Below are 12,668 nucleotides of genomic sequence, written 5' to 3'. Positions count from 1 at the left end.
TGAACGAAAAATTCGACAAAGTCCCCCCTATGTCATTCATTGTCAGTGAATGGCTTCGGCTTGTCAGGTCAGAAAATAGGGGAGTTATAGGGGTCAGCTATGCGGGAACATGGCTGACCTTTTTTATTGGATGGGAGCGCTCATTAATCGTTAAAAAAGTTAAAAGGTTAGGAATAGTATAAGGTTATTGACAACGATGCCCACCGGTAATAAAAACCTGATTGCCCTGAATGGAATAGTTTGCTTCCAGTGCTTTGCAGATGACCGACAGTTTTTCGTGAAAAGGCTGGCCAATCAACGTAGCTGAGAGGGAGCATTTCCCCAGTATGGGTTCTTTATATACGATATCGACACCGTAGGCTTTTTCCAGTGTTTGAAACACGTCGGGAATGGGGGTTTCGTCGAAGTCGAACGATTGCCGCGCCACTGCCAGCGTGCCAGGTTCTGCAAAGGTGGAGAGTGTGTCGGTTCCGCGTACTAACTCATGGCTATCGGTTCGGTATTCAGCACTTTGGTTAGGGGTTAAAACCATGCCAGTGAGTTCAGGGCCCGTTGGTTCTGGCGCTTTCGACTCGTCTGGGTCTAACGAATAAACGGCTACTTTTCCAGTCTTAACTGCCACCTTGATGGGTTGATCGGACGCGGGTGCATTAACGAAAAAACTGGTTCCCAGTACCTTCGTGGCAACTCCGCGCGTATAGACGATAAACGGCCTACTCGGGTCTTTCACAACTTCAAAAAAGGCTTTCCCTTCCAGATACACTTCCCTTTGTTTAAGCTTGTTAGGATAACTCAAACGGCTGCCGGGTTGAAGCACAACTGAACTGCCATCACTTAAGGAGATCGTTAAGGGTTTATCGTCATCATTTCGGGCTACGCTAAGGGCTGTTTTCGGCGAAGCAGATTTTGTGAAGTGCTGGTACCCTACCGAAGGTTTTTCCTGATTCGTATACCAGTAGCCACCGATGCCTAAACCAACTACCAACGTAACGGTGGCTGCGATCTGGAGCCAGCGCCAGTTGTTCCGGCTCGTCTTGACGAACGGTATGGCCCGACGGTCGTCCTGGAGGTGTTGCTGAATAACCTCCCGCATCGACTGGCTCTGCGCTTCGGTAGGCAATTGCTGGCCTGTCTGTTCAACTAATGCTAAAACATACTGTCGGGCGGCTTCAACAACTGGTTTCTTTGCCGGATATTGCTCCAGAAAATGCCGCCAGTACGTATCCTTCACGTCATCGGGATACTTTACCCAGCTAACAAAGTCTGAATCTTCCAGAAAATCAATCAGAGAGTAGAAGGCTTGTTTCATTGGTTAGAAAAGGGGATCTACACAAGACGTAATAGAACTTTTTTGCCTTTCATATAAAAAGAAGCACGGATCAGGCAATTGACCTCTTTTTTAGAGGGAAATTTTTCTAAAAATTTTACAGGCTCATTAACAGCCAGAGAATCAGTAGAGATCCAATGAGCCAGTTCCGGTTCTGCCGGAGCGAAGTGAGGGCGCGGTGAATGAAATTGCGAACCGATTTTTCGTTAACATCCATGATCTGGGCAATATCATGAATGCTAAAGTCGTCGAAATAATAAAGCGTCAGGGCTTCGGCCTGCCGTTTGGGTAAGTTAGTAATTAACTCCTGTATTCGTTTGTGTAATAACACCCGGGATTCCTGCTCAATCTGTATTGACTCTTCAGTAGCCGAGATTGGCGTAGTGGCTTCGTCTGCCACCTCGTCGATACGTTCGTCGGAATGGTATTTTTCCTGCATCCGGTGGATACGACGACGTAGCGATCGGTATAAGTAAAATTTTATCGAGTTAATATCGGCCGACAACGTCGCGTGCATACGCCAGATGTCGATAAAAACTTCCTGAATGGCATCTTCAATCAGCGACGAATCGGCGGTAAGCTTACTGCCGTAGTTGTATAGCGTGCGATGGTATCGCTCAAAAATTGCTGTAAATGCCGACTCATCCCCTTGGCGCAGATAATGCCAGAGTTGCTGATCGGAAGCATTCACCAGAGAAGTTGGAAGATTGGCCACTGTTGCTACAAACAACTACGCACGCATCGTGCGCTTTAATTAGATAAACTTAATTAAAGATGCGCAAAATACAATTAGTTTGACGAATGGATCGATGGAACAGACCTCATTTGCACTAAAAGGCCAACCTTGCTGTAGGAAATGGCAGACTTTTATAACAAATGAGGTTTGTAGACACAGACCGATGCAGTACGGTTCGAGAGCCGAACCTATTTTTTGCCCGTCATATCTTTGATGACGGCTGTCTCTTCGGCGTCAAACACGGAACCATCGGGTCGAAAAATGTCATGAAACCAGACCTTAGGTTCTTCGCCACTAAGCATTGGGGCATCCCAGGCATAAATCGTGTTCGTTTTACCTTTGACCAATCCCCAGTTGATGGCTCCGACTTTATATTTCTTGAAAACAGGTAAACAGGTTTGGAACGTACTGTTACGTGTCCGGGCCATATATTCCGTACAAATAAGGGGCCGACCGAGTTTTTGTAATTCCAGAATCTGTGCTTCCAGCTTTTCGGCCTCCAGGTAGTTGTGAAACGTAATGATATCAGACTGGTCGAACATAAGTTTGTTAGAAAGCGGATGGTCGTGCCACTGGCCAGCCGTTATAGGCTGCGACGGACGTACAGATTGTGCCCAGGTAAAGGTTTTGGTCAGCAGTGGAAGTACCGCATCGTTGTAGCCGCTGTTTGTAGGCTCATTGAATAGGTCCCAGGCCAGAATGCGTTTGTCTTTGCCAAAAGCAGCCAAAACGCCTTTGGTGTATTGTTCCAACCCACCCCAGGTACGTGAATCGAAAAGCCGTTTGGTGCCGGGGCCACGAACCCAGCCGGAGTTATGTTTGCCCGTTACGGGGGCTGGTTGCTTACCGAGTTTAGGCTCATCGTTCCAGCAGGAATCAAACAGCACAAACATGATTTTGATGTGGTGCTTGTCGGCAATCTGCAAAAACTGGTCAATACGTTTTTTGTAGGCTTCGGCGTCCTGCTCCCAAACCAGATTGTGCAGAAACACCCGCATACAATTCATGCCGATACTGGCGGCAAAGCCAAGTTCGCGGTCGATGGTCGTAGGGTCGAACGTATCGGCCTGCCACATTTCCAGTTGATTGATTGCGGTGCTGGGAATAAAATTGGCCCCGACCAGAAACGGTTGCGTTTTATACCAGTCGTTGGCTTGTTGAGCGGTCCATCGTTGACCAATAGCTGATCCTGGAGAAAGTATAGTCAGTAACGAAAAGCACAGGAAGGCATATACGGTACAGAAACGTAGCATTTTCATAAAGACGAATAGGTTAGGAATCGGTGAGTTTTACTGAAACCGAAAAGTAGTCTATAAAGATGCCGACCCTACATTCTATACCGATTGATGAAGTTTTTGTAATTGACCACGGCTTGGCCGTTAATTTGTGGTATGAAACTGTACTTAGTGCCAACGCCAATTGGTAATCTCGACGACATTACGTTACGGGCCGTAAAAATCCTGCAAAGCGTTGATGCCATTCTGGCCGAAGATACCCGAACCTCGGGCGTCTTACTCCGCCACCTCGCTATCAGTAAACCGCTTCATAGCTACCATATTTTCAACGAACACCAGACTGTTCAGCGGCTGATCAATCAGTTGAAAGAAGGGAAAACGCTGGCGCTGGTGTCGGATGCCGGTACGCCCGGTATTTCTGATCCTGGATTTCTGCTGGTTCGCGAATGTATTAAGAACGAGATTCCGGTAGAATGCCTGCCTGGACCAACCGCTTTTGTACCGGCACTGGTTAATTCTGGTTTGCCCAATGATCGATTTACGTTCGAAGGGTTTTTGCCGCATAAAAAAGGACGCCAGACTCGGCTGGGCGAACTCGTCACAGAAGAGCGAACAATGATATTTTATGAATCGCCCCATCGATTACTCAAAACGCTGCAACAGTTTGCCGACGTTTTTGGGGCTGATCGGCAAGCCAGCGTCTCGCGTGAATTGACCAAACTGTTCGAAGAAACGCAACGTGGCACCTTATCGGAACTTATTACGTATTTTGGCCAAAAAACCATAAAAGGTGAAATTGTTGTTTGCGTTCAGGGTGGAAAAAGTGAAAAAGAACGAAAAAAAGAGAGTAGATACAACGACGACGATGAGGACGATGACTAATCGAAAACCCAGAAACAATCGGCAAAACAGAGGTTGGTACTACAGTTTGCTGATGATGTTGCTCATCGGTTTCGGTCAGTCGGCGGTGGCTCAAACTTCCTTGATGGGGTTGAAACTCTCGCCGTCTTCGCAGGTCAGTCTGATTACCTATGGACCAGGTAACGACGATATTTCATCCTCGTTTGGGCATACCGAAATTCGGATAGTCGACCCAACCCTGGGGCTGGACAGAGACTACAGCTATGGTGGTTTCGACTACCGGGCCGATTACTTTATCATCAAATTCCTGAGAGGGACACTGCCGTATTACCTGTCGGTTCATAATCTGTATCAGGTGATGTGGTATTATCAGCAAAACAACCGAAGCATTCGTGAGCAATTGTTGAATCTGTCGCTGACGCAGCGTCAGGAGTTGTTCATGGCCCTGGAAAAAAACAGCCTGCCCGAAAATCGGGAATATCGATATAAGTTTTACTACGATAACTGCGCCACCCGGCCACGGGATATGATCGTTCAGGCATGTGGTGATAGCCTAACGATTCCGACGCGGAACGTAAAAACGGGGAAATCGTATCGGAACCTGATGAACGATTACCTGGGCGAACAACCCTGGTATCAGTTAGGTATGAATCTGGCCATAGGCAAAGCCGCTGATGAACAAACCGATGGCTGGCTGGCCATGTACCTGCCCAACGAAGTACACGATCAGTTTGCCAAATCGACGCTACGTCAGGCGAATGGGCAAGTTCTGCCGTTGGTACGTAGTGAACAAACCCTGTTTGCGGGGCAGAAAGGCTTTCGGAAGCAGGTGCCTTTTCTGCTTGATCCCGACGTAGTGTTTACCATCCTGGGTGTTGTTATTGCGGTATTTACGATTCGTCGGTATATGGTTGCCGGAAAAGTAGATCGTTGGCTTGACCTGGTGCTGTTTGGGGTAGCAGGTTTGTGGGGTTGGCTGGGTTTTGTGATGTGGTTGATTCGCGACGATGGCGTAACGGCCTGGAACCCAACGTTACTCTACCTGTTACCGTTTCACCTGCCACTGATTTTCTGGGCGACGCGCGCATCGGCAACGGCGCGACGCCGGACTACGTATTTTAGCGTTGTGTCCATCTTGATTCTGCTGGGAATTTTTCTGTCCAGGATTCCGGGCGGATTTGACGTAATTTTTCCGCTGACTTTGCTGATCCGTTGCATTGTCAACATTCAGATGGTACGGCGTGGTTACCATACACCGGCGAAGTTGGCTTAACAACTTGATTGGTCAAGACGCTACGTAACAGACTTACCGGCTGGCAATGGTCTGCTACGTAGCGTTTTCTTTGACATACGTAGCGAAGATGCCGTCAGAAAAGCTGAATAATGAGTAGGCTAAAATATGAATCACCTTCTACGCATAAAACTTTACCCTCATTCATGAAACGTCTTATTGTTGTTTTCTGGCTTTTTTGCAGCCTGAATCTGCTGGCTCAGCCTTCTGAGCGCCTGGTCACCGTCATTGTTACACCCGACCATGCTGACTGGCTCTATAAAATCGGCGAACCGGTAAAATTTACGATCTCCGTCTATCGCGACAATGTACTGCTCAAGGGAGCAAAACTTAGGTATGAAGTAGGCCCGGAGAAAATGGAGCCTACCAAAAAAGAGACTGTTACGTTGAAAGACGGTACGTTGGCGCTGGATGCAGGAAGTATGAAAACGGCCGGTTTTTTGCGCTGTATTGCCACTGTTGATGTAGATGGAAAAGAATATCGGGGGTTAACAACGGCCGGTTTTGCGCCCGAAACCATTAAGCCAACAGTCGAAAATCCGGCCGATTTTCAGGCGTTCTGGGACAAGGCAAAAGCTGATCTGGCCAAAATACCGATGGACGCGCGAATGACGTTACTGCCCGAGCGTTGTACGGAGTTAACGAATGTGTACCATCTGAATCTGCAGAATATCAACGGTTCTCGTTTTTACGGAATTCTGTGTGTACCCAAAAAGGAAGGGAAATATCCGGCCATTTTGCGGGTGCCGGGCGCTGGTGTTCGGCCCTATAATGGTATGATTAACGAAGCCGAAAAGGGCTTTATAACCCTGGAAGTTGGTATTCATGGTGTTCCGGTGACGATGGACCCTGGTGTTTATATGGATCTGGCGCGTGGCCCGCTGAATGGCTATCCGGCCACCAACCTGGACGACCGCGACCGGTATTATTACAAACGGGTGTATCTGGGTTGTGTTCGTGCCGTTGATTTTCTGGTAGGGATGCCTCAGTACGATGGGCAGAATCTGGCCGTAACGGGGGGCAGCCAGGGGGGCGCCTTATCGATCGTTACGGCTGGACTGGATTCCCGCATCAAGTGGCTGGCGGCCTATTATCCGGCGCTGAGTGACGTAACGGGGTACCTGCACAATCGCGCTGGTGGCTGGCCGCATTTGTTTGCCGGCGATAACCTGGCTTACAACAACAAACCCGACCGAATCAAAACAACGGGTTATTATGACGTAGTGAACTTTGCCCGACTGGTAAAAGTGCCGGGTCGTTATTCGTGGGGTTTTAATGATGAAACCTGCCCACCAACCTCGATGTATGCAGCTTACAACGTAATACCAGGAACGAAAGAGTTGGATTTGTACCGTCAAACCGGCCACTGGACTTTCCCTGAACAAACCGAAAAAATGACAAACTGGTTGCTGGCTCAGTTAAAAGGGAACAAGTAAGGGTTTTTTGACAGGATTTACATGATTAACAGGATACGATCTTTAATCGCATGCGTTCATCAGATTGTTAAATAAATGCCATCCTGTTGATCCTGTAAATCCTGTCAAAAAACTTGTAAATCCTGCCGAAAAGCACATCCACGCAACCAAAACGCCCCGAATTACGTAAATTTAGTATGCAACTATTTGTTTATACAGCACTCAACGACACGCTCAAGGCTGCGCTTCAGCAACAGCTCCCTGCCGATACATCTATTTCGTTTCGGCGCGATTTGCCCCAGGACGAACAGGAGTCGGCTTTTCGGTCGGCCGACATGGTGTTAGGGAATCCACCTGCTGCCTGGTTTGAACAAGAGTTACCCAATCTAAAATTCTGGCAGTTGGATTCGGCTGGTTTTGATGGGTATCGCAACGCCCGCGTCGCAGGCCGAATCGCAAATATGGGCGATTATTTTGCCTGGCCCTGCGCCGAAACCATGCTGGCTGGCATTCTGGCCCTTTACCGCCGTATTCCTGAGTTAGTGACATTACAAAATCGCCCGGAATGGGTAGGAGCTCCTATCCGTGGGCGAATGGGGCTGTTACGTAACAAAGAGGTTGTTATTCTGGGAACGGGAACCATCGGCCAGGCGGTACGTCAGATGATGACTGGGTTCGACTGTCGGATAAAAATGCTCGCCCGTACTGATCCTAACGCCGAACTGCATTCGGCTGATGAATTGAAAGCCGTTTTGCCCCAGACCGACATTGTGGTCAACTGTCTGCCTGGCACCGCCAAAGGGTTTTATTCGGCGGAATTGCTGGCTGCCATGAAACCCGGCAGTGTGTATGCGAACGTTGGCCGGGGTAGTACAACCGACGAACCGGCGCTGATTCGGGCATTGCAGGAAGGTCGGCTCGGTGGCGCAGTACTGGACGTAACGGCCACAGAACCATTGCCAACCGATAGCCCACTATGGACATTGCCGAACGTATTACTGACGCAGCACACGGGTGGTGGACAGCCCGACGAAGATGCGGGAAAAGTGGTTCTGTTTGTTACTAACTTTAACCATCTTCAGGCTGGTGAGCCATTGGAAAATGAGGTGGAATTGGGGCGGGGGTATTAATCAAAAAGGTAAAAGTCGATTGAGTAGGATTTGTCGGTTTTTAGGCCGAAAAGCCTGATTTTTCAACTTTTTTTTGTATATTTAAGGAGTCGAATCCGCGTTTTGGCTTTGGCTCTCCCGCCTGAATAATCCACGGAAAAAGTACCTATAACAATTCATGATGAACGAAGAAAATCAGGAACCGATAGACGACGATCAGTCAATGCCTCATGCAGAGTTTTCTGCCGATGGTGCCGAATCGACCGACGCTATTGGACCGGATGGACAACCCAATGACACCAATAACGAGCTTCTGCACGATCAAACCGTGGTTTCGGGGCTTTATGAAAATTATTTTCTTGATTACGCATCATATGTTATCCTGGAGCGTGCCGTACCTGCCGTTGAAGATGGCCTGAAACCGGTACAGCGACGTATCCTTCACGCGCTGAAGGAGATGGATGATGGTCGATTCAACAAAGTAGCTAACGTGATCGGGCAAACGATGCAGTTTCACCCACACGGTGACGCGTCGATTGGCGAAGCACTGGTCAATATTGGCCAAAAAGAATTATTGTTCGATACACAGGGTAGCTGGGGTGATGTACGTACTGGCGATGGAGCGGCAGCTCCCCGTTATATCGAAGTTCGCTTATCGAAGTTTGCGCTCGATGCTATCTATAACGATAAAACTACCGAATGGCAACTGTCGTATGATGGGCGCAAGCGTGAACCCGTTACGTTGCCGGTCAAGTTTCCGCTGCTGCTGGCTCAGGGCGTAGAAGGTATCGCCGTTGGGCTATCCACAAAAATTCTGCCGCACAACTTCAATGAACTGATCGAAGCGTCGATTCAGATTCTGAAGGATAAGCCTGTTTCCCTGTTTCCCGATTTTCAGACGGGTGGGTTAATCGATGTCAGCAATTATAATGATGGCCATCGGGGAGGCAAGGTACGTGTTCGGGCGCATATTGAAGAAGTTGACAAGAAAACCCTGGCGATCCGCGATGTACCATTCGGAGTTACTACGTCGCAACTGATTGATTCAATTGTTAAGGCTGCTGAACTGGGTAAGATTCGGATCAAAGCCCCGAGCCGCAATGTCGCTGCGGTGGTTGACAATACAGCCAGAGACGTAGAGGTGCTGGTACACCTGCAACCTGGTGTGTCGCCCGACGTAACGATCGATGCGCTTTACGCCTTTACGGATTGTGAAGTGTCGATCTCTCCGAATGCCTGTGTTATCATCGGCGATAAACCGCATTTTGTCAGCGTTACGGATATTTTGCGGGTAAATACCCATCAGACTGTTCACTTACTGCAACGGGAGCTAGAAATCCGACGTAGTGAACTGATGGAGCGATTATTGTACAGTTCGCTTGAGAAGATCTTTATTGAAAACCGGATCTATCGGAAAATAGAAGAATGCGAAACCTTTGAGGATGTACTGGCAACGATCGATAAAGCGCTTAAACCCTTCAAGAAACAGTTCTATCGGGACATCACACAGGACGACCTGATTCGCTTGACCGAGATTAAGATTAAGCGTATTTCAAAATACGACGGATTTAAAGCCGATGAATTGATGCGCAAGCTGGAGCAGGATCTGGCTGAAACAGAAGATAATCTGGCGAATCTGACCCGCTATGCCATTGCCTATTACAAAGATCTGCAAAAGAAATATGGCAAAGGACGCGAACGAAAAACCGAAATTCGGGCCTTCAATAATATAGCTGCCAGCGTTGTGGCAGCCGCCAATCAGAAACTGTATGTTGATCGGGAGGGCGGATTTATTGGTTATGGTCTGAAGAAAGACGAATACGTTAGCGACTGCTCCGATATTGATGATGTCATTATTTTCCGGCGCGATGGAAAATGCCTGGTTACGAAAGTGCAGGATAAAGTTTTTGTCGGGAAAGACATTATCTACGTATCGGTATTTAAAAAGAACGATGAACGGAAGATCTATAACCTGATTTATCTCGATAGTAAGTCGGGAATTTCTATGATAAAGCGTTTCCCCGTAACGGGCGTTACGCGTGATCGTGAATATGATCTGACGATGGGTAATCCGAAATCAAAAATTACGTATTTTAGTGCGAACGATAACGGAGAGGCTGAAGTGGTTACAATTAACCTGACGGCCCAATCGTCGGCGAAAATTAAACAGTTTGATTACGATTTTGCATCGGTTGGTATTAAAAATCGGGGGGCGCAGGGTAATATTCTGACTAAATACCCGGTTCGTAAAATCACCCAGAAAACGGGTGGCGTGTCCACATTGGGTGGCGTTGATATTTGGTTCGATGAGCATCTTGGTCGATTAAATCGGGACGAGCGGGGCCGATTACTGGGCAACTTTGATGCAAAAGATAGCATTTTGGCCGTTTATAAAGATGGACAGTATGAGTTGACTAATTTTGATCTGACGAACCGCTACGAACCAAACGATCTGTCTGTACTGGTGAAATTCGACCCAGAGATGGTGTTGTCAGCAGTCTATTACGAAGCGAATCAGAAGGCCTGGTATGTAAAACGGTTTAAAGTAGAAACAACCTCGCTGGATAAGAAATTTAGCTTTATTGGTGATACCAAAGGCTCTAAAAACCTGGCCGTGACGGCAGATCGATACCCACGTATTGAGATCATACATCAGGTGAAAGATCGGGGCCCCGTAGAAAAGATGGTATTGGAGCCAGAAGGGTTTATTGAAGTTCGGGGCTGGAAAGCGTTAGGAAATAAGTTGCCATTTGCCCGGGTCAAAGAAGTGAAACTACTTGCACCGAAGCTGGCAAATCCTAATCCGGTTAATAATCCGTTACTGGCCGAATTAAAAGCAAGTGCCGATGCCGACAGTACTGAAGCAACCGTATCCGAAGAAAAAGAATCAGTACAGTTAGGTTTATTCTCGTAAAACGTTTTATAATCTGACGGGGTTAGACGCGATCTCGTCAGATAAGTTAGATTCATGGAAGCAAAGCCTTTTTTGGGATTACGGACCGTAATCTACGCTGCCCCCGATCTGGCTGCCACCAAGGACTGGTATACGAAGGCATTTGATACAACGCCTTATTTCGACGAGCCCTTTTATGTCGGTTTTTCAATTGGCGGCTATGAATTGGGATTAGATCCTGACGCAGAATTAGTTGAGGGAAGTACAATAACCTATTGGGGCGTTACTGATATTAATGTAGCGCATCAGCGTTTACTTTCTTTGGGAGCATCCGCGCACACCGACATTCAGGATGTTGGCGATGGTATTAAAACTGCAGCTGTCAAAGATCCATTTGGTAATGTGATTGGATTAATCGAGAATCCGCATTTTCAATTGTGACATGAACACAACACTGGCCACCGATTATAGCGAAGACACGCCACATGAGGCTGTTGGCATTCGTGTGGTCAAGTTGTTGATCAAAGGGGGCATCGTCGTTACGTTTGTCGGGGCAATGTCCATTTTACTATCTAATTGGTGGGTAGTCTATAACACACGGGATCAGATCTATTTCGATATTAACGAACTGCCTTCCAACGATGTCGGCCTTGTGCTGGGTACGAGCAAGTTTGTGCGATCAGGTAAAGAAAATCTGTTTTTTCGATACCGGATGGAAGCCACTGCGCGACTCTGGAAAGAAGGTAAGGTCAAATACCTGATTTTAAGTGGCAACAATGACTCGGAGTATTACAATGAGCCGGTTGATATGCAGCGGGCACTGGTAAAACTGGGCGTTCCGGCTTCGGTAATGACGCTCGATTATGCTGGTTATCGGACGTTTGATTCGGTAGTTCGTTGTAAGGATGTATTCAATCAGGAGAAGATCACGATTATATCGCAGAATTTTCATAATGCCCGCGCACTTTACATTGGGAACCACGAAGGAATAGAAGCTATTGCATTTGCGGCACAGGATGTTCCCGATGGCTATTCACTACGTACGCTTGTTCGGGAATATCTGGCTCGTCCGTATGCGCTTCTGGATGTGTATGTGTTACGTCCACAACCCGAAAAAGGAAACTGGGAACGAAAGAAAAATCGCTAGTTATACCGTAAAACGAAACGAAGAGGCTGCCCATGAATACAGGCAGCCTCTTCGTTTTGCGTAGCCTGGACGTCTACGTCCGGGTTAATTTAAGACTAAACTTACCCGGACGTGGACGTCCAGGCTACGGGTTGCTTGTCATTGTCAACTTAATTTAGTTACCTTTGTCGTGCTAACAGCAATGCTTTAGGGGTGCCCGGACGGGCTGAGATACCACCCTTAGAACCTGAACAGGATAATGCCTGCGGAGGGAAAAGCGAGAACAATACCGGTTTAATCATTTTATACTAGTCAGTCAGAGACACGTGCTTCCAAGGTACTGTGAATTGTGACTCATTAAACCGCTTAGACGGTTTAGTTGGCTTACTTCGGTTTTGCTTCCGTTTCTTCATTCATTTTCTGGTTCTGTGGTAGCTCCTGGCGTTGCGTTTGTTCCATAACGCACGATTTATGACTGTATCCGTTAACAACCAGCTTATTCGTATTGAGTCTGACGCTTCGCTCGGAGGTCTATTGGCTCAATTGGCGCTGGACCAGCAAAAAGGGATAGCTGTTGCGGTAGACAACGCGATTGTTCCCCGCGCCCGCTGGCATCAACATCCGTTGTCCGGCAACGAATCCATCACGATTTTACAAGCAACCCAGGGAGGATGA

At 47.7% G+C, this 12,668-nt stretch carries 11 protein-coding genes and 1 riboswitch; of the genes, 8 read left to right on the top strand and 3 right to left on the bottom strand.

Features of this window, described 5'->3' with window-relative positions:
- Positions 1-184: 184 nt before the first annotated feature.
- The 3 genes from GK108_RS10885 to GK108_RS10875 all read right to left on the bottom strand — a co-directional run bounded on the left by GK108_RS10885 (position 185) and on the right by GK108_RS10875 (position 3,322).
- Positions 185-1,309: a FecR family protein gene (locus GK108_RS10885; RefSeq protein WP_163947280.1), complete on the bottom strand. Its 1,125-nt coding sequence runs from the start codon at positions 1,307-1,309 to the stop codon at positions 185-187.
- A 115-nt stretch (positions 1,310-1,424) separates the two neighbouring features.
- Positions 1,425-2,042, bottom strand: coding sequence for an RNA polymerase sigma factor (locus tag GK108_RS10880; protein ID WP_317166513.1), 618 nt, complete (start codon positions 2,040-2,042; stop codon positions 1,425-1,427).
- A 209-nt stretch (positions 2,043-2,251) separates the two neighbouring features.
- Positions 2,252-3,322 (bottom strand): cellulase family glycosylhydrolase, encoded by a 1,071-nt coding sequence (locus tag GK108_RS10875; RefSeq protein WP_212592779.1) that lies wholly within the window; start codon positions 3,320-3,322, stop codon positions 2,252-2,254.
- A gap of 132 nt (positions 3,323-3,454) precedes the next feature.
- On the opposite strand from GK108_RS10875, the gene rsmI reads away from it, so the two are divergent.
- From rsmI to thiS, 8 genes are all read left to right on the top strand, one after another.
- A complete protein-coding gene (gene rsmI, locus GK108_RS10870) occupies positions 3,455-4,180 on the top strand; it encodes a 16S rRNA (cytidine(1402)-2'-O)-methyltransferase (RefSeq protein ID WP_163947277.1) in 726 nt (241 codons plus the stop codon).
- Positions 4,173-5,432 carry a lipoprotein N-acyltransferase Lnb domain-containing protein gene (locus GK108_RS10865; RefSeq protein ID WP_246224808.1) on the top strand — a complete coding sequence of 420 codons (1,260 nt, stop codon included), beginning with the start codon at positions 4,173-4,175 and terminating at the stop codon, positions 5,430-5,432. Before rsmI ends, GK108_RS10865 begins: the two co-directional genes overlap by 8 nt.
- A 164-nt stretch (positions 5,433-5,596) precedes the next feature.
- A complete protein-coding gene (locus GK108_RS10860) occupies positions 5,597-6,886 on the top strand; it encodes an acetylxylan esterase (RefSeq protein WP_163947274.1) in 1,290 nt (429 codons plus the stop codon).
- A gap of 176 nt (positions 6,887-7,062) precedes the next feature.
- Positions 7,063-7,995 carry a D-2-hydroxyacid dehydrogenase gene (locus GK108_RS10855; RefSeq protein WP_163947270.1) on the top strand — a complete coding sequence of 311 codons (933 nt, stop codon included), beginning with the start codon at positions 7,063-7,065 and terminating at the stop codon, positions 7,993-7,995.
- 157 nt (positions 7,996-8,152) lie between these two features.
- A complete protein-coding gene (locus GK108_RS10850) occupies positions 8,153-10,888 on the top strand; it encodes a DNA gyrase/topoisomerase IV subunit A (RefSeq protein WP_163947266.1) in 2,736 nt (911 codons plus the stop codon).
- Between the two features lie 54 nt (positions 10,889-10,942).
- Positions 10,943-11,308 carry a VOC family protein gene (locus GK108_RS10845; protein WP_163947263.1) on the top strand — a complete coding sequence of 122 codons (366 nt, stop codon included), beginning with the start codon at positions 10,943-10,945 and terminating at the stop codon, positions 11,306-11,308.
- Between the two features lies 1 nt (position 11,309).
- Positions 11,310-12,014: a SanA/YdcF family protein gene (locus tag GK108_RS10840; RefSeq protein ID WP_163947258.1), complete on the top strand. Its 705-nt coding sequence runs from the start codon at positions 11,310-11,312 to the stop codon at positions 12,012-12,014.
- Positions 12,015-12,192: 178 nt separating this feature from the next.
- Positions 12,193-12,284: riboswitch (TPP riboswitch) on the top strand.
- A gap of 180 nt (positions 12,285-12,464) precedes the next feature.
- Entirely contained in the window at positions 12,465-12,668 is a 204-nt protein-coding gene (gene thiS, locus GK108_RS10835) for a sulfur carrier protein ThiS (RefSeq protein WP_163947255.1), read from the top strand.

It is taken from the genome of Spirosoma terrae (genome assembly GCF_010435915.1).
GTDB lineage: Bacteria > Bacteroidota > Bacteroidia > Cytophagales > Spirosomataceae > Spirosoma > Spirosoma terrae.
The sequence above is the reverse complement of the archived record's forward strand: the minus strand, read 5'-3'. Positions and strand labels throughout refer to the sequence as shown.